Below are 20,556 nucleotides of genomic sequence, written 5' to 3' on the forward strand. Positions count from 1 at the left end.
ACGCTGACGGGCGGGTCACGCCTTCTTGCGGCGCCGGGCGCCGCCGCGCTGCCGCAGCTGCACCCCGGACTCGGTGAGCACGCGGTGGATGAACCCGTAGGATCGGCCGGTCGAGGCCGCGAGAGCACGGATGCTCTCTCCTCCGGTGTACCGCTTGACGAGGTCCTTGGCGAGCGTCTGACGCTCGGCTCCGACGATCCGGCGACCCTTCTCAGTGCTGGTGGCTGTGCCAGTGGCTGCCATGCTGTGTCCTCACGTCCCAGACTGTGCGGTTCGGATACGGTCCCACCTATTAGACCGCCTCGAACGATCATGCGCCAGATATCAACTATTCGCCAACCGACACGCTATGCAATGTCAGCTTCCCGATAGGTGACGACAGTCGGCACCCGAGAGCGTGCCGGCACACCGGACCGGCCCTCGACGACCGCGCCCTCGCCCGCTGACCCGGTGCGGGTTAGGAAGGGACCCCTCCTATACACCGGGCGTTAGCAGGGTGCCCTTCCTTGCATCCGGTCAGGCCAGTTCGACCAGTTCCAGCAGGTCGTCGCTCCAGGCGTCCTCGTCGCCGTCGGGCAGCAGGATGGCCCGGTCCGGCTTGAGCGCCAACACCGCGCCCGGGTCGTGGGTGACCAGGACGATCGCCCCCGGGTACCGGGCGATCGCGTCGAGCACCTGCTCCCGGCTGACCGGGTCGAGGTTGTTGGTCGGCTCGTCCAGCAGCAGCACGTTCGCGCCGGAGCAGACCAGGGTCGCCAGCGCCAACCGGGTCTTCTCGCCACCGGAGAGCACCCCGGCGGGCTTGTCCACGTCCTCACCGGAGAAGAGGAACGCACCGAGGATCTTGCGCAGTTCCGTGTCGGTCTGCTCGATCGAGGCGGCCCGCATGTTCTCCAGCACGGTCCGCCCGACGTCGAGCGTCTCGTGCTCCTGCGCGTAGTAGCCCAGCCGCAGCCCGTGCCCGGGCCGTACCTCGCCGGTGTCCGGCTTGAGCAACCCGCCGAGCATCCGCAGCAGCGTGGTCTTGCCGGCGCCGTTGAGCCCCAGGATGGCCACCCGGGAACCCCGGTCCACCGCCACGTCGACGTCGGTGAAGATCTCCAGCGACCCGTACGACTTGGACAGGCTGTTCGCGGTCAGCGGAGTCTTGCCGCACGCCGCCGGGGCCGGGAACCGCACCTTGGCCACCTTGTCGGCGACCCGGACCTCCTCCAGACCCGACATCAGGCGCTCGGCCCGGCGGGCCATGTTCTGCGCGGCCACCGTCTTGGTGGCCTTCGCCCGCATCTTGTCCGCCTGGGCCATCAGCGCGCCGGCCTTCTTCTCGGCGTTGGCCCGCTCCCGGCGGCGTCGCCGCTCGTCGGTCTCCCGCGCCTCCAGGTACGCCTTCCAGCCCAGGTTGTAGACGTCGACCACGGAACGGGTGGCGTCCAGGAACCAGACCTTGTTGACCACCGATTCCAGCAGGTCACCGTCGTGCGAGATGACCACCAGACCGCCCTTGTGGTTGGCCAGGAAGCCGCGCAGCCAGGTGATCGAGTCGGCGTCGAGGTGGTTGGTGGGCTCGTCGAGCAGCAGGATGCCGCCACCGTTGTCGCCCGCGTCCCGGAACAGGATCCGGGCCAGTTCGATGCGACGACGCTGACCACCGGAGAGGGTGCCGATGGTCTGGGCCAGGGCGCGGTCGGGCAGCCCCAGGTTGGCGCAGATGCGCGCCGCCTCGGCCTCGGCCGCGTACCCGCCGAGCGCGGCGAACTGGTCCTCCAGCGCGCCGTACCGACGGACCAGCTTCTCGTCACCGCCGTCGGCGAGCTTCGCCTCCAGGTCCTTCATCCCGGCCATCAGGGTGTCCAGGCCCCGCGCGGAGAGCACCCGGTCGCGGCCGGTGACCTCCAGGTCGCCGGTACGGGGGTCCTGCGGCAGATAGCCGACGGGGCTGCGCCGGTCGACCTGCCCGGCGTACGGCTGGCCCTCACCGGCCAGCACCTTCAGCGTGGTGGTCTTGCCGGCGCCGTTGCGGCCGACCAGGCCGATCCGGTCCCCCGGCTGCACCCGCAGCGTGGTGTCGGACAGCAGGATCCGGGCACCGGCGCGCAGTTCCAGGCCGCTGGCAGTGATCATGTCGGGGTACTCGCTCTCGGGATCCGCAGGGCTGACTCAGGGCACACGAAAGCGCCGGCGGATCATGGTGACCCGTCGGCGCGGGGCGTTCAGCCTTCGCAGAGCAGCACAGCTCGATTGTACCGGGCCCCGGTGAACGGCGAACGCGGATTACCGAGCAAGATCGTCGGGTACCGATTCGCCGTCCGGAACGGTTCCGGCCCGCGAGCCACCGACTGATCGGGGTCATGATGGAGCTGAACGAGAACGCGCGGATCGACACCAGCCAGGTGGAGGACCGGCGAGGCGGCGGTGGAGGCGGCGGCGGGCTGGGCATCCCCATCCCGATCGGCGGTGGCCGCGGCGGCATCGTCGGGCTCGTCATCGCCGTGCTGGTGGCGCTGGTCGGTGGCGGCTTCGGACTGAACGCCATGACCGGCGGCGGCGAGCAGGGCGACAACACCGCGTTGGAGCAGCGCTGCGAGGCCCCGGACGCGCTGGAGCAGCTCGACTGCCGCAACAACCTCTACGTCAACTCGATCCAGGCGTACTGGCGCACCGCCCTGCCCGAGGCGTTCGGCGAGCAGTACCGGCCGACCCGTACCGTCTTCTTCGACCAGGCCGTCAGCACCGCCTGCGGTCAGGCCGACTCGGGCGTCGGCCCGTTCTACTGCCCGGCCGACTCGCTGGTCTACATCGACCTCTCCTTCTACGAGGTGCTCGCCACGCAGCTCGGCGCCACCGGTGAGTTCGCCCAGCCGTACGTGTTGGCCCACGAGTACGGCCACCACGTGCAGAACCTGCTCGGCACCAACGAGCAGGTCCGCCGCCAGCAGCAGCGCGACCCCGGCAACGCCAACGACCTGTCGGTGCGCCTGGAGTTGCAGGCCGACTGCTTCGCCGGCGCCTGGGCCAAGAACGCCACCGGTACCGCCGACGATCGCGGCCAGAAGATCTTCAACAGCATCACCGAGCAGGACATCGCCGAGGCCATCGACACCGCCGAGGCCATCGGCGACGACGCCATCTCCCGGCGCGCCGACCGACCGGTGAACCCGGAGGAGTTCACGCACGGCTCCTCGGCGGACCGCAAGCGCTGGTTCAGCCGCGGCTACGAATCCGGCACCCCGGCCTCCTGCGACACCTTCAGCGGCGCGATCTGACGCGGTGCGGACGGCCCCGGTCGACGCCCTTCGTCGGAGGCGTCGACCGGGGCCGGTCCGTGCCGCTCAGTCGGGGTCGCGGATCAGGATGTGCACGGTGCGGGCGGCGGCGGTCGCGGCCAGCAGCACCGTATACCGAGGCTCGGGTACGTCGAGCAGCCGGTCGGCGCGCAGCGCGGCGAGTGCGGTGAGCCGACGGTCGGCCAGCACGGTGTCCACGGCCCGCCGGTCGCCACCGGCCACCACCGCGTCCAGCCGCTCTGCCTGTGGCAGCAGCAGGCGGACCGCCAGGTCGACCGCGTCGGCGATCGCGGCCTTGGCCTGGTTGTCGCGCCGCCGGGCGAACCGCTGCTGCGACCAGCCACCGGCCGCGGTACGCCCCTGCACGTACCGCGTGTCGACCTTGTGTACCGGCAGCTCCTCCCCCTCCGCGACGCCGACCGCCACCGCGCCCTTGCGCGCCAGCAGCAGTCCGATCCGGCGGGGTACGACGGCCTCCGCGACGAAGGTTTCCAGGTCGGCGGTGACCGGCGCGCCCGGTGGGGTGTGCAGTTCGGCGGTGGCACCGTCCGGGGCGGCGAGCAGGAGTCCGTACTCCTGTGCGGTGGCGGCGAACGGGCCGTGCCGGTCGGCGAAGCCGGCCACCCAGCGTTCGGTCCGGGCCGGGTCGACCTCGACCCACCGGCCTCCCCCGGCGGCGGGTCGGCTGCTCATCACCCGACCTTACGGCAGGCGGGCGGGACGGCACCGCCGGGCGGGGACAGGTGGCGGCGGGACCCTCAGTCGCTCGCCGCGAGGTGGACCAGCAGGTCGGCGGAGCGGCTCGACTCGGCGATGACGGCCGCATTGGCCTGGTCGCTGCCCTTCGCCCAGGCCCGAGCCGCGTCGGGCGTCTTGCCGAAGGCGACGTGGCGGGCGACGAGCCGGTCGAGGCGTACCTCTTCGGCCACCTCCAGATACCAGGTGGTGTCGAGCAGGTCGCGGACGAACTTCCACGGATGGGAGTCGAGCAGCAGGTAGTTGCCCTCGGTGACGACGATCGGGGTGGTGCGGGGCACCGGGATGCTGGAACCGATCGGCTCCTCGATGTCGCGGCGGAAAGTCGGCGCGTAGACGACCTCGTCGGTCTGGTCGCGTAGTCGGCGGAGCAGGGCGAGGTAGCCGTCCGCGTCGAAGGTGTCCGCAGCGCCCTTGCGGTCGGCGCGGCCGAGTGCGGCGAGGACCTCGTTGCTCAGGTGGAAGCCGTCCATCGGCACCAGGACGGCGTCCGGACCGAGCAGCCGGACGAGGGCCTCCGCGACGGTGCTCTTGCCGGCGCCGGGCGGACCGACGATGCCGATGAGCGTCCGGTCGGCACCCGCCGACATCGCCCGGGCGCGGTCGGCGAGTCCGGCGAGCGTGAGCGTGTCAGCCGGCGGCCAGGACACTGTCCACGCTCCCCGGTGCCGGGTGGGTGCCGCGTCCGCATCCGCACGAGTCGCGGTGCCGGAAGGTGGCCGGCACCACCACGGACTGCGGCACCCGGTCCGGTCGCCGGATCCGGGCGAGCAGGAGTTCCACGGCGGTCGAGGCGAGCCGGGCGGCGTCCTGCGCCATCGCCGAGATCTGCGGGTCGAACAGGTCGGCCCACTCGAAGTCGTCGTAGCAGACCAGGGCGATGTCGTGGGGCACCTTCAGCCCGGCACGCCGGATGGCGCGCAGCGCGCCGAGGGTCATCTGGTTGTTCGAGACGACCAGGGCGGTGGCCGGACCGTCCGAGGCGAGGTGTTCGAGGAGACGCTGCTCGGTGACGCGTTCGTCGGACTCACCGGCGATGACCAGACTCGGATCGTCCGCGAGCCCCAACTCGGCGACGGCCCGGTGGTAGCCGGCGAGCCGGTCCTGGGCCGACATCTCCCGCACGGCGCCCCGCACGTAGCCGATCCGGTGGTGCCCCTGGGCCGCCAGGTGGGCGGTGAGGTGATGGATCGAGTCCAGGCACTCGGAGTACACCTGGTCGCCCGGAAGCGCCGACCGGCGGTCGAGGAAGATGGTCGGCAACTGATCGTCGAGCAGCTTCCGCAGGCACTGGGTGAGTTCGCTGTTGCCTTCGAGCGGGTTCACGATGAGGCCGCTCACCCGCCGGGCCAGCAGGTGGTTGATGACGTCCAACTCGACCTCGGGGTCGTCGTTGGTGTCGGCCAGGATCAGGGTGTACCCGGCCCGGCGCAGGTGCCGCTCGATGTCCCGGATGAGCGCGGCGAAGTACGGGTTGGTGACCACGGACATCGCCAGCCCGATGGTGTCCGTGGACTGGGTGGCCAGGGCCCGGGCGGCGAGGTTGTGCCGGTAGCCGGTCGACTCCAACGCCTTGCGCACGAGTTCCTCGGTCTCCGGGGCGACCTTGCGTGTCTTGTTGAGCACATGGGACACGGTCGTCGTCGACACCCCGGCGATCCGCGCTACCTCGGCCATCGTCGCCACGTCGTTTTGCACCCTTTCCCCCGGCTCGCGACCGGCCCCGCGACTGCGGGGACCACGGCGAGAAGGAGCTCAATCTAGCCAAAAGCAAGCCCTTGCGCAAGCGGTTGCGCGGGGGTAAAGTTCCGCCATCTTCGAGGTGCGCAAGCGGTTGCGCATCCATCGAAGCGCTGGTGGGGATGTCCGACGGCGCGACACGGCCCGGCAGGACTACGGGAGGCGGAACTCCCCTGAGGTTGGTCTGACTAGTCGACAAGGATCTGGTGGCATGAAGAGGACATTCCGGACAGTTATCGGTGTAGCCATGGCCGGCACGCTCGCCTTCTCGGTGGCCGCCTGTGGGAACGACTCCGCCGGGGACGGCGGCGAGGGGCAGCTCACCATCGGGTTCGTCCCGGGCATCGCCTCCGACCCGTTCTTCAAGGCCATGCAGGTCGGTGCCGAGGCGAAGGCACAGGAGCTGGGCATCAGGCTGCTGTGGCAGGGCGCGCCCGACGAGTACTCGCCGCAGTCGCAGATCCCGTTCGTCGACTCGATGCTCACCCAGCGGGTGGACGGGCTCGTCCTCGTCCCCACCGACCCGGACGCGCTACAGCCCAGCGTCACCAAGGCGCAGTCGGCGAACATCCCGGTCGTGACCGTCGACACCACGGTCACCGACCAGAGCTACCTCACCTCGGCGATCACCGGCGACAACCGCGAGGGCGGCCGGCAGGCGGCGCAGACCCTGGCCGAGCAGATCGGGGAGTCCGGTGAGGTCTTCCTGATGTCCGGCTCGCCGACGGCGACCACCAACCAGCTCCGCGAAGAGGGCTTCACCGAGGAGCTGAAGAAGTACCCGGGCATCACCCTCGTCGGCAAGGAGTACGCCAACAGCCAGCCGGCCCGGGCGACCTCCGCGGTCAACACGATCCTGCTGAAGCACCCGAACCTCAAGGGCATCTTCGCCGTGGACGGTACCTCCGGCTCCGGCACCGTGGCCGCGCTGCGCAACGCGGGCAAGGCCGAGCAGGTCAAGCTCATCGGCTACGACGCGTACGAGAACCAGGTGGCCGACCTCAAGGCCGGCATCTACAGCGCCCTGGTCGCGCAGAAGCCCGGCGACCAGGCCGCGCTCGCCCTGCAGAACCTGGTGGACACGATCCGCGACCAGAACGTCGACGGCATCGAGAAGGACGTCGTGATGGCGAACGTGGTGATGACCAACGACAACCTGGCCGAGACCGAGCAGTACCAGTACCCAACCCAGTAGCCGGCGACCAGGGGAATGCGGATCTCCAGAGGAGGAGCGCCATGACGGCCGACACCACACAGGCGGCGAGCGAGACGCGCGGCAGCCGCCTGCTGGCGACACTGATGCGGCAGGACGTGATCCTGCTCGGCGTCCTCGTCGTCATGGTGGTCTTCTTCACGGCGATGAACCCGCTGTTCTTCAGCCGGTTCGCCTTCGCCAACATCCTGCAGGACTGGGCCCCGGTCATCCTGCTGGCGATCGGGCAGACGTACGTCATCATCACCGGCGGCATCGACCTGTCGGTCGGGTCCACGCTCGGGCTGAGCGGCGTCGCCTGCGCGATGACGATGAGATCCCTGAACGAGGGTGGAACGGCCACCGCCACGACGATCGCCGTCGGCGTGGTGGTGGCCCTCGCCACCGGTCTCGCGGTCGGCCTGGTCAACGGGCTGCTCATCACCCGGGCCAAGTTGGCACCGTTCATCGCCACGCTGGCCACCATGGGCGCCGCCGCCGGGCTGACCCTGGTGCTGACCGGCGGGGTCCAGATCGCCGGCGGCCCCGCCGAGGTGATCCGGCTCGGCAACACGCAGTACCTGAACCTGCTGACCATCCCACTGATCGTCGTGCTCGCCGTGCTGGCGGTCGCGTGGCTGACGCTCAGCTTCACCCGGTTCGGCCGCTGGACGTACGCGGTGGGATCCAACGGCTTCGCCGCCCGGGGTGCCGGGATCAACGTCGAACGGCACCTGTTGAAGGTGTACATGCTGGCCGGGTTGCTGGCCGGGTTGGCCGGCGTGTTCGTCTACTTCCGGCTCGGCTCGGGCTCGCCCACCTCGGGACAGGGCCAGGAGCTGGCGGCGATCGCCGCGGCGGTCATCGGCGGCACCAGCCTGGCCGGTGGCATCGGGCGGATGTCCGGCACCGTGCTCGGCGCGCTCATCACGACGGCGGTGCTGAGCGGCCTGATCCTGATCGGCGTCGCACCGAACTGGCAGCAGGTGGTCATCGGCGTCCTGATCGCGGTGGCGGTCGGCGTCCAGCAGATCAACGTCCGTACCAGGAGGGGAGCCGGCCGTGGCTGACGCACCCATCTACGAGGCCCGCGAGGTCACCAAGTCCTACGGCAGCGTCCGGGCGCTGACCGACGTCAACCTGTCCGTCCGGGCCGGTGAGATCATCGGGTTGGTCGGCGACAACGGAGCCGGCAAGTCGACCCTGGTGAAGGTCCTCTCCGGCGCGCACCGGCCGGACACCGGCAGCGTCTATCTCGACGGCGTGCCGCAGGAGTGGAAGTCGCCGCACGACGCGCTCCAGGCGGGCATCGAGACGCTGTACCAGGACTCGGGCCTCTGCCCCGACCTCACCATCAGCGGCAACGTCTTCCTCGGACGGGAACGCCGACGGCCGGGGCTGCTCGGCAAGCTCGGGTTCCTCGACAACAAGGCGATGGCCCGGGTCGCGCACGAGGAGTTGGAGCGGGCCGGGATCGGCCTGACCACCGGCGTACGTCGCAACGTCAACCAGCTCTCCGGTGGGCAGCGGCAGGCCGTGGCCATCGGCCGTGCCGTCGCCTGGGCACGCAAGGTGATCATCCTGGACGAGCCCACCAACCACCTCGGTGCCCGACAGTCGGGTGAGGTGCTGAAGGTGATCGCGGGAGCGCGGGAACGCGGTCTGGGCGTCATCTTCATCTCGCACACGCTGCCGCACGTGCTCCAGGTGACCGACCGCATCGTCGTGCTGCGCCTGGGCCGGGTCGTGGCCGACGAGCCGACGTCGTCGTTCACCCCGGACTCGCTGCTGAAGGTGATCACCGGTCTGCACGCTCCCGAGCCGAAGGGCTAGGCCGTGGCGATCCGACTGCAACTCGCCATCGACGCGCCGGAGCACTTCGCGCTCATCCCGCGCGTCGGCCGGTACTTCGACCTCATCGAGGTCGGCACGCCCGTACTCAAGCGCTTCGGGCTCGCCGCCATCAGCACCGTCCGGGAACTCGGCGCGGACACACCGGTGCTCGCCGACACCAAGACGGCCGACGGCGGACGCCTGGAGGCCGAGATGGTCTTCGCCGCCGGGGCCGCCATGATGACCGTGCTCGCGCACGCCTCCCCCGCCACCCGCCGCGACACCGACGAGGTCGCCCGGCGGTACGGGCGGGAGGTGGTGCTCGACACCATCCTCGACGGCGAGCTGGACGCGGAGACCCTGCTGGACGGCCGGGCACCACAGGACGTCTGGTTGGCCCTGCACGCCCCGTCCGACACCCGGCGGGCCGGACTCGGCACCGAGGACCACATCGACCGGGTGGCCCAACGCCGGGCGCGCGGATTCCGCGTCTCCCTGGCCGGCGGCATCGGACGCGCCAACCTCGCCCGCGCCCTGGCGGTCGCCCCCGACATCGTCGTGATCGGCTCGGGCGTCACCGAGGCCACCGACCCGGAAGGAGAAGCGGCATGGATCAGAGCACAGGTCGACCTGTCGACTCCTGGCACCTGAGCGGCACCGAGCTGAGGTCCGTCCTCGCGGCGCTGCCCGTCGACGAGTACGACCGCTTCGTCTCCTGCTTCGACGACGTGGCCGGCGGCCGACTGTTCCTCTCCGGGCAGGGCCGCTCCGGGCTCGCCGCACAGATGGCCGCGATGCGATTCATGCACCTCGGCCTGGCGGCGCACTTCGTCGGCGAGGCCACCGCACCGTCGGTGCGCTCGGGCGACACGTTGGTGATCGTGTCCGGCAGCGGGCGGACCCCGGTCAGCGTCGGCTTCGCCCGGATCGCCCGGTCGGAGGGGGCGAAGGTGCTGCTGGTGACCCACCAACGTCAGAGCCCACTACGGGATCTCGCGGACGGCTCGATCGTCCTGCCGGCGGACGCCAGCCGACAGTTCGGCGGCACGCTCTTCGAGCAGTCGGCACTGATCCTGCTCGACTCCGTCGTGCTGGAGCTGATGCGGGCGCTGCCGGACCCGGCCGGCACGATGAGCCACAACCACACCAATCTCCAGTGACCGCGTCGACCGGAGCCGGGACAGCACCGTCCGGCGTGGTCGTGGTGGGCGACCTGCTCGCCGACGTCATCGAGAACGCGGACGGCACCCGTGCCCGCCACCCCGGCGGCGCCGGATTCAACCTCGCCGTCGGCGTCCGGCGACTCGGGACACCGGCGGCACTGGTGTCACCGGTCTCCGCCGACGGCCTCGGCGACTGGTTGCGGGAGGCGGTCACCGCCGAGGACGTCACCCTGGTACCGCTGTCCTGCGCGCTGCCGACCGGAACGGCGACGTCCCGGCGGGTGGCGGGAGAGCCGGTCTACGAGTTCTCCGCGGCCATCCACGATCGGCGGTACGCGTACACGGCGGCGGACGTGGCGACCATGGGCGGCGGGGCCGTCCTGGTGGTCAACTCGTACCCGCTGGACGACCTCGACCAGGTGCAGGCGCTCGTCGACGTCGTCCGCCGGACCGGACGGACCTTCGTGGTCGACCCCAACGTGCGGCCCACGCTGGTGCGCGATGTCGCGGCCTACCGGTCGGGGCTCCGCCGGCTCGCCACCGTCGCCGACGTGGTCAAGCTGAGCCTGCAGGACCTCGCCGACCTGCACGTCGAGGACCCCGAGCAGTTCGTGGCCGAGCTGCTGCGATCGGGGGTACGGGTGGTGGTGCTGACCCGGGCCGCCGACGGCGTGTCGGTGCACACGGCCGACGGTGTCGTGGCGACCGCACCCGTACCGGACCGACCCGGACCCGTCGTCGACACGATGGGTGCGGGAGACGCCACCCTCGCCCGCCTGGTGTGCGGCTTCGCCGAGGACGGCGTCGACCTGGACGCGGCGCGGTGGCGCGATCTGGCCCGCGAGGCGATGGACCTCGCGGCCGACATCTGCCGGATCTCCGGCGGCAACCTGGCCGCGCTGCGGCCCACAGAACGGAAAGAGCGATGAGGGAACTGAGCAACGCGAGCCTGACCTCGCTGCCCACCGAGGTCGAGGCGCCCCGGTACGACCGGGCGGCACTGCGCGGCGGGATCGTGCACTTCGGTGTCGGGCACTTCCACCGCTCGCACCAGGCGATGTACCTCGACGAACTGCTGCGCCGGGGGCAGGGACTGGACTGGGCGGTGCACGGCGTGGGCGTCCGCCCCGCCGACGAGGGCACCCGCAACCGGCTCGCCGCGCAGGACCACCTCTACACGCTGACGGTGAAGGAGCCGGACGGCAGCCGGCGCAACCGGGTGATCGGCTCGCTGCTCAGCACCGGGTACGCCCCTCAGGACCCGACCGGCGTCGTGGAGCGCATCGCCGACCCGGCCACCCGCGTGGTGTCGTTGACCATCACCGAGGGTGGGTACGGGATCGACCAGGTGACCGGCGAGTTCACCGGTGACTCCGCCCCGATCCGCGCGGACCTGGACGCCGACGTGCCGAACGCGACACCGTTCGGGTTGGTGCTCCAGGCGATGCGCCTGCGACGGGACCGTGGCCTGGGCGGCTTGACCGTCATGTCCTGCGACAACATCCAGGAGAACGGCAAGGTGTCGCGCGCCGCGTTCCTCGGCTTCGCCGGGATGAAGGACCCCGAGCTGGCCCGGTGGATGGAGCAGGAGGTCTCCTTCCCGAACTCCATGGTGGACCGGGTGACCCCGGCGACGGTGGACGCCGACCGGGCCTACCTGGAGCGGACCTTCGGCTACCGGGACCGGTGGCCGGTCACCGCCGAGCCGTTCCACCAGTGGGTGCTGGAGGACACCTTCGTCGCCGGCCGTCCGCCGCTGGAGGACGTCGGTGTGGACATCGTCGGGGACGTCGAGCCGTACGAGCTGATGAAGCTGCGCCTGGCCAACGGCACGCACCAGGCGCTCTGCTACTTCGGCTTCCTACTGGGGCACCGGTACGTGCACGAGGCCATCACCGACCCGGACGTCCGGGCGCTGCTGCTGCGCTACATCGACGAGGAGGCGGTACCCACGCTCAAGCCGATCGCCGGGGTCGACTTCCGGGCGTACGGCCGCACCGTCGTCGAGCGCTTCGGCAACCCGGAGATCCAGGATCCGCTGACCCGGATCTGCGCCGACACCTCGGACCGGATCCCGAAGTTCCTGCTGCCGGTGGTGACCGCGCAGCTCGCCGACGGCGGGCCGGTGGGCGTCTGCGCCGCCGTGGTGGCGGCCTGGGCACGGTACGCCGAAGGCACCGACGAACAGGGCCGGCCGATCGACGTGGTGGATCCGCGCCGGGACGGTCTGATGGCTGCCGCGCGGCGCAACGGGGACGCCCCGACCACCTTCATCGAGGACCGGTCGCTCTTCGGCACCCTCGCGGACTCCCCCCGGTTCGTCGAGGCCTACGTCGAGGCCCTGCGTCTGATCCGGACCGGCGGCGTCCGGGCCGCCCTCCGGCAGATCGTGGCGACACCGTCTCGCTGAGCCTGTCGACACCGTCCCGCTGAGCCGGGGTCCGAGACGACGCCACACAGCCTTCCGGCCCGCCAGTGCGACGGCGTGGCGGGCCGGAAGGCGTACGGGCGGCGCGGCGTGCTCAGCCGACCTCGACGGGCAGCGACGGGTCGCTGGTCCACTCGCGCAGCGAACCGTCGTACACCGCCACGTCGGTCTCCCCGATCAGGCGCAGCGCCAGGGCGTCACCGGTGGCGGCGATGCCGCCGCCGCAGTAGGTGACCTTCCGGCCCGGCTGGGCCTGCACCTCCTGGAAGATCTCCCGCAGTTCCGGCACCGACCGGAAGGTCCCGTCGGTCGGGTCGAGCAGGGCGGCGACGAAGACGTTGCGGCTGCCCGGGATCCGACCGGGGCGGGCGTAGCTGATCGTCTCGGTGGCGTGGTGGTCCTCCGGCGACAGCGAGTTGATCAGGCAGGCTCCGCTGCCGCTCTCCACCACCTGCTTGACCTCGTCCAGATCGGCGAACAGCTCCGGACGGGGCGTACCGACGAACTGCGCGGGCGGGTAGCTCTCCTCGCCGTCACGGGTCGGCCGGCCCTCGGCGGTCCACTTGCCGAATCCGCCGTCCAGGACGGCCACCTTGTCGAAGCCGTTCGCGAGCAGCAGCCACCAGACCCGGGTGGCCCAGAAGACGTTGGCCGCGTAGACCACGACCGCCGTGTCCGGGCCGATGCCGAGTCGCCCCGCCGCCGCCGCGAAGCGTTCCGGGGAGGGCCGGGTGAACCAGCCGCCGTCCGGCTCGGAGAGGTCGTCGATGATGTCGGCGAACGCCGCCGACGGGATGTGGGCGGTCAGGTACTCGGGGCGGCCGGAGGTCTGGGACCAGTCCTGGCCGGCCTCACTCGGCGGGGCCAGGTGCACGGTCGCGTCGAGGATCCGCAGGTCCGGGTGGTCGAGGTGCTGGGCGAGCCACTCGGTGGACACGAGCGGGGTGGGCAGGTCGAGGGTGCTGGCCATGAGTCCTCCTGTCGCCGGATTTCCTATCTGGGCAATCGGGATTACCTTCGCGACAATACGACTCCGACCTGCGGATATTCCGACGAGTGGTGGAGCTCACCGGTGTTCTGGTGGTGGCAATCGACGGACGGCAGGCCGGGCAGGACGCACCTGCCCGGCCTGCCCGCCGCTCAGTGCACGGTGAGGTTGCCGCCGGTCAGCGCCACCTCGCCGGTCCCGGCTCCCGTCCAGTCGGACGAGAAGACCAGGGTGCCGCCCTGCCAGAGGGTGATCCCCACGGTGTCGTGCCGCCCGGGAGCACCCCGGTCGGTCACCGTCACGGCCAGGGTCAGGCCGGCGGCCACCAGCTTGCCCCGGCCGTCGTAGAGCGCGGCCTGGTATCGCAGCGACGCGAACTTACCGGCCGAGGTGATGCCGAGACCGTCGACCGCGCTGGTCCGCACCGTGTAGTCGGTGCCGCCGGACCGGTACGTGATCTCCGCGTGGCCCGACGCCGCCTTCTTCGCGGTGGCCGGCTTCGCGTTCAGGTTCACCGACACCTTCGACGCCCGGTCCGCCGGGTGGGTACCGGCCGACCGGGTGACGGTCAGGTGACCGCCCCCGGTGAGGAATCCACCGTCGGAACGGGCGACCGTCACCGTGGCGGCGGTGTTCCCGGTGTAGTTGCCACCGACCGTGGCGGTCACCGTGTGCGCCCCCGCCGGCAGGGTCGCCGTGCAGGCCGCCGTGCCGGTGGTGGTGGCCGGGGCGACCAGGTCCACGCGAGCGGTGCAGAGCGTGGCCCCGCCCGCGGTGAAGGTCACCGTGGCGGTCCGCAGGTCACCGCCGGTGGTGTCGGCCGACGACGGCAGCACGGAGCTGTCCCGCAGCACCGCCCGCAACAGGACGCGACCGGCGGCACCGGCGGTCGCGGTACTGACCAGGGTGTCCCCGGCCCAGGTCACGGCCGCGTTCTCCGGGGCGACGGTGACGGTGAACGTGGTGCTGCCGACCAGCCCGGTGCCGTCGGTCACCGTGACGGTGACCGGGTACGTGCCCGGGGCCGCCGAGGTGGTGCCGGTGACCGTCCAGCTCCGGGTGCCGGGACGGGTGTCCGGCCCGGAGGTGCCGGCCACGGTGAGCGCCAGACCGGCGGGCAGGCCGGTGGCGGTCGCGGTCAGCGCCGATCCGGCACCGTCGGCGTCGGTCGCCCGGACCGTCACCGTCGGCGCCAGCGCGTCGCTGTACTGCACGCCGACGCCGTCCGTCGGGGCGTCGGTGGACACCTCGGGGGCGGAGCGGACGCCGAACTCGGCGTCGTTGACGGCGAAGAAGACGTTGTCGACCGCCTCGATCCTGATCCGCGCCTCGTCGGTCGCCACGTTGGGCAGGGTCACCGTCGCGCCACCCGTGTTCGGCGTGCTCTCGGCCAGCACGTACGGGAAGCTGTCGCCACCGTTGACCGAGAGCGTGATCTTCACGTGGCTCACGTTCACCGGTGCCGCGTCGGTCCCGGCGACGTCCCAGGTGACGGTCTGGGACGTACCACCGTCGAGCACGGCGGCCTCCGCCTGCGAGGTGACCAGGAACGGTCCGGCGTCCGGAGCCAGCCGCAGCGCGATGTCGGCACTGCCGATGCCGCCGCCGCCCGGCCGACCGTCCCGGGCGGTGAGCTTGAAGTTCAGGGTCCGGTCGTTGTTCACACCGACCCAGTCCCGGGTGGGCAGGAACTCCGAGTAGCAGTCCAGGATCTCCGGCGGGACGTTGGAGGCGCTGCCGCTGGCCGGTGGTGCCGGCGGGGTCGGGCAGGCGCCCGTCCGGGCGTTGGTGTTGCCGACCAGCACCTGCGCGAGGTCCGGGAAGACCCGGGTCGAGTCGGTGGTGACGGCGTTCTGGCCCGGTGAGTGGTACTTCAGGGCGTCCTCGGGCGACACCCACGCCGGTTCGCCGAAGACCCGGAACAGCGGTCCGTTGGTCTTGGTGTTGTTCATCAGTGCGGTACCGGCACTGCCGCCCCGGTCGTTCTGCTCCCACAGGTAGGTGAGCGTGTCGCCGTCGACGTCGGTGGCGCTGCCGGTGAGCGCGAACGGCGTACGCACCGGGATGGTGAGGCCGTCCGGCACGGTGACCATCGGGGCGTGGTTGGTGGTCTGCTCGACCAGGTGGCCGCCGTTGTCGACGGCACCGCCCTTGGCGGTCTCGCCGACGAAACCGGTGACGCCGGTGAGGTCGCCCAGGGTCAGCGGGGCCACGTTGGTCGCGGCCAGGGTGCCGCCGAAGGTGACCTGGAATCCGGTGTCGTTGAGCGTGCCGCTGCCCCCGAAGGCGGCCACGGTGACCGTCGCACCCGCCGGCCAGCCCGCGATCGACTCGATGGCGGCCTTGATCCCGGCGGTGGTGTAGTTGGCCCCGCGCACGATCGGCGCCGAGGTCGCGGCCCCGTAGCCGAGGGTGAACGAGTCACCGGCGGTGTCGAAGTCGCGCAGCGAGACGGTCTGCACCTCGTTGATCGCCGGCCGGTTCGACGTCACGTAGTTCGTGATCTCGGTGAAGGTCCGGTGCGACCAGTACGGGTCGGTGTGCGGCTGGAGGTTGTCCTGCTGGCAGATGCCCGCGTACGCCATGATCGACGAGCCGCTGCCCGGCTCGTACGAGTTGGCCGCGCTGCGGTTGCCGCCCGAGCAGTTCCACTGGTTGCCGTTGAAGGTGTGGTTGCCGGCGAACTGGTGCCCGATCTCGTGTGCCACGTAGTCGACGGCGAAGTAGTCGCCGACCGGGTTGGGCAGGCCGGTGCAGCCGCGCGCCTTGCCGTCGCCGCCGACCACGCCGAGACCGGCGACACCGCCGCCGCTGAGGCCGAGACCGATGTGGCCGACGTCGTAGTTGCCCGCGCCGACGAGTTGGCCGAGCACGATCCGGTTGCGGTTGAGCAGACCGCTGCTGCATCCGGTGAGCTGTGCCGGGGTGTAGCAACCGGAGCTGCCACAGGGGCCGTTGGGCTCGGTGGCCAACGCCGGGGTGTTCAGGTTCGTCTTCTCGGTGTCGTTGACCAGGACGAGCCGGATCGCGGTCTCGTCCTCGTAGATCTGGTTCACCCGGTTGATCAGCGTGACCTTCGCGGCGGTCACGTTCTCCACGCCGAAGAAGGTGGCGTACGACGGGTCGGTGACGAAGGCGAGGCGGTAGGTGCGCAGGGTCACCAGCGGGCCGGCGACCGGCTCGTCGTGCGCCTCCTCGATCTCGTCGTGCAGGTGGTGCGCCGCCGACTCGACGTCCTCGCGCTCGACGAACTCACCGTTCTGGTTCGTCAGGTCGCGGGCGAAGTAGCTGGCGTACAGGCTCTGGTCGCGGTGGTAGTACGGGTCGATGTACCAGGCCCCGTCGGCGGACCGGACGGAGGCGTGGAAGCCCAGCGGGGTGAGGTCGGCCCGGATCGTCGCGGTCGGGTCGTCCAGGCCGGTGCCGGCATACGTGCTGATCTCCGGGTGGGCGGCGGCCAACTCCGGCTCCATCACCGGCGACTCGACCAGCGCGAACCGCTGGAACGTGCCGTCGGGAGCGGGCAGGGACACCACCTGCTGCGGCTGGCCCGCCGCGCGGCGCTGCTCCGCCGGTGCCCTCTCCAGCAGGCGCGCCATGCCGGCCCGGTCCAGTGTGTAGGCGGCCAGTCTCGTCGCCTCGATGGCCGCTGGACGGCCCGACTTGGTGGCGGCGGGTGTGCCGTCCACCTTGCGCCACGGGCCGTCGGCCGACGGGGCGGCAGCGGCCGGGGTGGAGGTGAGCAGGACCGGTGACATCGTCGCCACCAATGCCACGGCCAGCGTGGCGGCCAGGCGGGGTCGGTGTGACCGGGTGTGTCCGGACCGTCCGCCCGGTCGAGGGGTGAGGAAGCTCCTCAACTCGTCTCCCTGGTGATGAGGGGGTGCGACCGACCGCACCGTCCGGGTCGACGGGCAGTGCGGGTGATCGATGGATGGGGCAGACCCTAGACGGACGGCGGAGGACGAACATCAGCCGAACAGGGGAAGATCCTCTGGGAGAGGGCCGTCCGCGCTCGACGCAACGCGACCTTCACGAGATCGTCACACTGTCGACGGTCCGTTTCGGAGGGTCAACCGCCGAGCAGCAGGGCGACGGCGAGTGCCGCGATGATGGCGCTCGACAGCAGGGCGGTGACCAGTCGTCCCCGCGCGCCGGTGAGCGTTCGGCCGAGCAGCGTGCCGCCGGCCGCGACCACGAGTTGCCAACTGGCCGAGGCCATGAACACCCCGAGGGTGAACAGCGCCGCCGTGCCCGCCCCGGAACCGTCCCGGCCACCGCGACCGAGCACCAACGCGGTGAAGTAGACGACGGTGGCCGGGTTGAGCAGGGTCAGCGCGAGGATCCCGACGTACGCCCGCAGCGGGGTGTCCAGCCCGCGCCGCACCGCACCGGGGGCCGGACCACCGTCGGCACCCGGCGGCGGCCGGGTCGGGCCGACGGTGCGCAGCGCCCGCCACGCGCCGTGCGCGGCGAGGGCGAGCAGCACCGCGACGGCGACCAGCCGCAGCGGTGTGGCGAGCGGGGCGAGCCAGCCGACCACGACCGCGCCGCCGAACGCCGCGACCGCGGCGTAGAGGCCGTCGGCGGTGGCCACCCCGAGCGCGGCGGAGGCACCGACCCGGAACGAGGTGCGCGCGGTGAGCCCCACGATGAGCACCGCGATGGCACCGACCGGGACGGCGACGCCGTAGCCGGCGACCACGCCGGCCAGGAACGCGCCGGTCACGACGGCGGGTCGGGTGGCGGGGACCCGGGCGCGACCGGCTGTCGGCCCGTGGCGACGGGCACGGCGACCGGGCAGGGCATCATCGGGTACGTCCGCACGCCGCCATCCTTACGCCCCACGCGCGGCCGGTGCCACGCATTTACCGCGGCTCCCACCGGAGCCCCGGTTGACGAGCCGCAGGCTGTCTGTCCACGCGTCTCGTCAATGGGACCGAATTGCGAACATCCCCGCAACGAATTGCCGTCCGACAATCATTCCCGGTCGAATCATGTGGATCAGTAGCGGACACACCCGATTCGCCAGCCGACACTCGCCCTGACCACGGGACGTTTATGAGCATCCACAACGGACAACGCCCACCTCCCACCAATGGCCCACGTTTCCGGCTTGTTTCGACCAAATGATTCATGATCGTGGATGCTGAAATCCACCATGCTACGCGATTCGCGGGGCGAATTATATCTCTCAACATCGATGCGTTGAGGTCCTACCATCTGTGTCAGTCCGCTCCACGGTCACCGGTCGGCCCGTCACAAACGGGTCGGCTGCGCATCGAAAGGAGGCGGGAGATGCTCCTCTCCCAGCCGTCCCGGCGTCCCTGGCGCCTCGCCCTCACCGCTGCGGCGACACTCACCCTGGTGGCGGTCGCCGCGCCCGCCCAGGCCGCTCCCGCCGAGGGTGCGATCGTGCACGCCGGCGACGCCGCCGCCGTCGCCGACTCGTACATCGTCGTACTCAAGGACTCGGCGGTCAGCCGGGCACAGGTCGGGGCCACCGCCAAGACCCTCGCCGAACGGCACGGCGGCAGCATCGCCCGCACCTACCGGGACGCCCTGCGCGGATTCGAGGCCCGGCTGACCGAGCGGGCGGCCAAGCGGCTGGCGGCCCACCCGTCCGTCGAGTACGTCCAGCAGAACCGCACCGTCAGCATCGCCGACACCCAGTCCCCCACCCCGTCCTGGGGCCTGGACCGCATCGACCAGCGGGCGCTGCCGCTGAACAACAGCTACGCCTACCCCAACGACGGCACCGGAGTCACCGCGTACATCATCGACACCGGCATCCGCTTCTCCCACAACGACTTCGGCGGGCGGGCCGTCACCGGCTTCGACGCCATCGACGGCGGCAGCGCCGACGACGGCAACGGCCACGGCACCCACGTCGCTGGCACGGTCGGCGGCACCGCGTACGGCGTGGCCAAGGGCGTGACCCTGGTCGGCGTACGGGTGCTGGACAACGGCGGCGGCGGCACCTACGCGCAGGTCATCGCCGGCATCGACTGGGTCACCGCGGATCACCAGCCGGGCGAGCCGGCGGTGGCGAACATGAGCCTCGGCGGTGGCCGCGACCAGGCCACCAACGACGCGGTCGCCCGGTCCGTCGCCGACGGCGTGGTGTACGCGGTCGCCGCCGGCAACAGCAGCGCCAACGCCTGCAACTACTCGCCGGCCAGCACCCCGGAGGCGATCACCGTCGGCGCGACCACCAGCACCGACGCCCGCGCCAGCTACTCCAACTTCGGCACCTGCGTGGACGTCTTCGCCCCGGGCAGCGCGATCACCTCGGCCTGGATCGGCAGCGACACCGCCACCAACACCATCAACGGCACCTCGATGGCCGCCCCGCACGTGGCCGGTGCCGCCGCCCTGGCCGTGGCCGCCAACCCCGGCTACAGCCCGCAGCAGATCCGCGACCTGCTGGTCGCCGACGCCACCGACGGCGTGGTCACCAACCCGGGCGTCGGCTCGCCGAACAAGCTGCTCTACACCGGCAACATCGTGCCGCCCACCCAGGACTTCGCCCTCACCCTCGCCCCGGGCAGCGGCACCGTCGACCCGGGCGACTCGACCACGACCACGGTCGGCACCACCACCACGGTCGGTACGCCGCACAGCGTCGCACTCAGCGTCAGCGGCCTGCCGACCGGAGTGACCGCGAGCTTCAGCCCGACCACCGTCACCTCCGGCGACACCGCCACGCTGACCCTGAGCGCCGACGCCGGCACCGTGCCCGGTCTCTACACGGTGACCGTGCTCGGCACCGGGCCGGAGACCACCCAGGGCGCCACCTTCACGCTCACCGTGAACGGCCCGCCCGGCTGCACCCAGGGCAACGCCACCGACTACCCGATCAACGACAACAGCACCATCGAGAGCACCATCGTGATCCACGGGTGCGGGCGCGCCGCCAGTGCCACCAGCACCGTCGAGGTACGCATCTTCCACACCTGGATCGGTGACCTGACCGTCTCGCTGATCGCCCCGGACGGCACCGCCTACGTGCTGCACAACCGCACCGGCGGCAGCGCCGACAACATCTTCCAGACCTACACCCGCGACCTGTCCGGCAAGGCCGCCGACGGCGCCTGGAAGCTGCGGGTCCAGGACTCCGCCAGCGCCGACACCGGCTACCTGGACAGTTGGACGCTGACCCTGTGACCTGA

17 protein-coding genes are annotated in these 20,556 nt (G+C 71.3%); 9 read left to right on the plus strand and 8 right to left on the minus strand.

Annotated features, from left to right (window positions below):
• Positions 1-15: 15 nt before the first annotated feature.
• Together ACQVFL_RS21450 and ACQVFL_RS21455 are read right to left on the minus strand one after the other, a co-directional pair.
• Positions 16-243, minus strand: a complete 228-nt coding sequence (locus ACQVFL_RS21450) for a helix-turn-helix domain-containing protein (protein ID WP_007072022.1) — start codon at positions 241-243, stop codon at positions 16-18.
• A gap of 273 nt (positions 244-516) precedes the next feature.
• Positions 517-2,121 carry an ABC-F family ATP-binding cassette domain-containing protein gene (locus tag ACQVFL_RS21455; protein WP_396692790.1) on the minus strand — a complete coding sequence of 535 codons (1,605 nt, stop codon included), beginning with the start codon at positions 2,119-2,121 and terminating at the stop codon, positions 517-519.
• Between the two features lie 230 nt (positions 2,122-2,351).
• Between ACQVFL_RS21455 and ypfJ the strand changes: the two genes are divergently transcribed.
• Positions 2,352-3,263 carry a KPN_02809 family neutral zinc metallopeptidase gene (ypfJ, locus tag ACQVFL_RS21460; RefSeq protein WP_396693496.1) on the plus strand — a complete coding sequence of 304 codons (912 nt, stop codon included), beginning with the start codon at positions 2,352-2,354 and terminating at the stop codon, positions 3,261-3,263.
• A gap of 66 nt (positions 3,264-3,329) precedes the next feature.
• On the opposite strand, the gene ACQVFL_RS21465 is transcribed toward ypfJ, so the two are convergent.
• The 3 genes from ACQVFL_RS21465 to ACQVFL_RS21475 all read right to left on the minus strand — a co-directional run bounded on the left by ACQVFL_RS21465 (position 3,330) and on the right by ACQVFL_RS21475 (position 5,717).
• Positions 3,330-3,977, minus strand: coding sequence for an acVLRF1 family peptidyl-tRNA hydrolase (locus ACQVFL_RS21465; protein ID WP_431727471.1), 648 nt, complete (start codon positions 3,975-3,977; stop codon positions 3,330-3,332).
• A 65-nt stretch (positions 3,978-4,042) separates the two neighbouring features.
• Positions 4,043-4,690, minus strand: coding sequence for a nucleoside/nucleotide kinase family protein (locus ACQVFL_RS21470; RefSeq protein WP_431727472.1), 648 nt, complete (start codon positions 4,688-4,690; stop codon positions 4,043-4,045).
• Entirely contained in the window at positions 4,671-5,717 is a 1,047-nt protein-coding gene (locus ACQVFL_RS21475; RefSeq protein WP_396692796.1) for a LacI family DNA-binding transcriptional regulator, read from the minus strand. The genes ACQVFL_RS21470 and ACQVFL_RS21475 overlap by 20 nt, the downstream gene beginning before the upstream one ends.
• 310 nt (positions 5,718-6,027) lie before the next feature.
• On the opposite strand from ACQVFL_RS21475, the gene ACQVFL_RS21480 reads away from it, so the two are divergent.
• From ACQVFL_RS21480 to ACQVFL_RS21510, 7 genes are read left to right on the plus strand one after another with little or no spacing between them, the layout of a single operon-like run.
• On the plus strand, positions 6,028-6,975 hold the full coding sequence (locus tag ACQVFL_RS21480) for an ABC transporter substrate-binding protein (RefSeq protein ID WP_431727473.1): 948 nt from the start codon (positions 6,028-6,030) through the stop codon (positions 6,973-6,975).
• 41 nt (positions 6,976-7,016) lie between these two features.
• Positions 7,017-8,042, plus strand: a complete 1,026-nt coding sequence (locus tag ACQVFL_RS21485) for an ABC transporter permease (protein ID WP_396692800.1) — start codon at positions 7,017-7,019, stop codon at positions 8,040-8,042.
• Positions 8,035-8,805 (plus strand): ATP-binding cassette domain-containing protein, encoded by a 771-nt coding sequence (locus ACQVFL_RS21490; RefSeq protein ID WP_396692802.1) that lies wholly within the window; start codon positions 8,035-8,037, stop codon positions 8,803-8,805. Before ACQVFL_RS21485 ends, ACQVFL_RS21490 begins: the two co-directional genes overlap by 8 nt.
• A gap of 3 nt (positions 8,806-8,808) precedes the next feature.
• The gene (locus tag ACQVFL_RS21495; RefSeq protein WP_396692804.1) at positions 8,809-9,456 is read left to right on the plus strand and encodes an orotidine 5'-phosphate decarboxylase / HUMPS family protein; all 648 of its coding nucleotides are present in this window, start codon (positions 8,809-8,811) and stop codon (positions 9,454-9,456) included.
• Positions 9,414-9,965: an SIS domain-containing protein gene (locus tag ACQVFL_RS21500; RefSeq protein ID WP_396692806.1), complete on the plus strand. Its 552-nt coding sequence runs from the start codon at positions 9,414-9,416 to the stop codon at positions 9,963-9,965. The genes ACQVFL_RS21495 and ACQVFL_RS21500 overlap by 43 nt, the downstream gene beginning before the upstream one ends.
• Positions 9,962-10,897, plus strand: a complete 936-nt coding sequence (locus ACQVFL_RS21505; RefSeq protein ID WP_396692808.1) for a PfkB family carbohydrate kinase — start codon at positions 9,962-9,964, stop codon at positions 10,895-10,897. Before ACQVFL_RS21500 ends, ACQVFL_RS21505 begins: the two co-directional genes overlap by 4 nt.
• Complete coding sequence (locus tag ACQVFL_RS21510) at positions 10,894-12,378, plus strand: mannitol dehydrogenase family protein (RefSeq protein ID WP_396692810.1); 1,485 nt, start codon at positions 10,894-10,896, stop codon at positions 12,376-12,378. The genes ACQVFL_RS21505 and ACQVFL_RS21510 overlap by 4 nt, the downstream gene beginning before the upstream one ends.
• Positions 12,379-12,490: 112 nt before the next feature.
• On the opposite strand, the gene ACQVFL_RS21515 is transcribed toward ACQVFL_RS21510, so the two are convergent.
• From ACQVFL_RS21515 to ACQVFL_RS21525, 3 genes are all read right to left on the minus strand, one after another.
• Positions 12,491-13,366: a sulfurtransferase gene (locus tag ACQVFL_RS21515; protein ID WP_396692812.1), complete on the minus strand. Its 876-nt coding sequence runs from the start codon at positions 13,364-13,366 to the stop codon at positions 12,491-12,493.
• Between the two features lie 170 nt (positions 13,367-13,536).
• Entirely contained in the window at positions 13,537-17,142 is a 3,606-nt protein-coding gene (locus ACQVFL_RS21520; RefSeq protein ID WP_431727474.1) for a M12 family metallo-peptidase, read from the minus strand.
• A 314-nt stretch (positions 17,143-17,456) separates the two neighbouring features.
• Complete coding sequence (locus ACQVFL_RS21525; protein ID WP_396692816.1) at positions 17,457-18,113, minus strand: LysE family transporter; 657 nt, start codon at positions 18,111-18,113, stop codon at positions 17,457-17,459.
• Positions 18,114-18,682: 569 nt separating this feature from the next.
• Here ACQVFL_RS21525 and ACQVFL_RS21530 point away from each other — a divergent pair.
• On the plus strand, positions 18,683-20,551 hold the full coding sequence (locus tag ACQVFL_RS21530; RefSeq protein ID WP_396692818.1) for a S8 family peptidase: 1,869 nt from the start codon (positions 18,683-18,685) through the stop codon (positions 20,549-20,551).
• The last annotated feature ends 5 nt before the right edge of the window (positions 20,552-20,556 follow it).

Origin of the sequence: Verrucosispora sp. TAA-831, assembly GCF_050780145.1 — a bacterium.
Taxonomy (GTDB): domain Bacteria; phylum Actinomycetota; class Actinomycetes; order Mycobacteriales; family Micromonosporaceae; genus Micromonospora.